Origin of the sequence: Pseudomonas sp. FSL R10-2964, assembly GCF_009600035.1 — a bacterium.
GTDB lineage: Bacteria > Pseudomonadota > Gammaproteobacteria > Pseudomonadales > Pseudomonadaceae > Aquipseudomonas > Aquipseudomonas bubulae.
Genome location: NZ_WIWH01000113.1, coordinates 1 through 458 on the forward strand (window position 1 = coordinate 1; position 458 = coordinate 458).

A 458-nucleotide genomic window follows, 5' to 3' on the forward strand; every position below is an offset into this window, starting at 1 on the left:
AACAACCTGCCATTCACCGCTCTCACCCCAGACTTTATTCCTTTCTTTAGACACAAGCTGCCGAAGGAACGAGGCTGGGTTCGATTGCGAAGCAATCGTAAAATCTAAATGCACGGTTTTTCAGTCAAATCGAGCATTCTGCATTTACGACGGCTATGCCGCCGGACGCAGCCTTCGGCAGCTGCTACAAGGTTTTGGTTGGGGTTTGGCCCCGTATTTACGGGGCGGGGAGGGTAAGTGGTTGTTCTCACGGCAAATTTTTTTAAAAAAGTTTAAAAATAAGTTTGACAGCTTACCCATCCAGTCTTAATATGCGCCCCGTCAACACAGCAACACGAAACAAGCAGAACGCAACACAGCAACACCCAAGACTGAAAGTTTGGGGCTATAGCTCAGCTGGGAGAGCGCTTGCATGGCATGCAAGAGGTCAACGGTTCGATCCCGTTTAGCTCCACCAA

The 458-nt window shown here is 49.1% G+C and carries 1 tRNA gene; it reads left to right on the forward strand.

What is annotated here, in order from left to right:
• Positions 1–381 precede the first annotated feature (381 nt).
• A tRNA-Ala gene (locus GHN92_RS23640) sits at positions 382–457 on the forward strand.
• Position 458 lies beyond the last annotated feature (1 nt).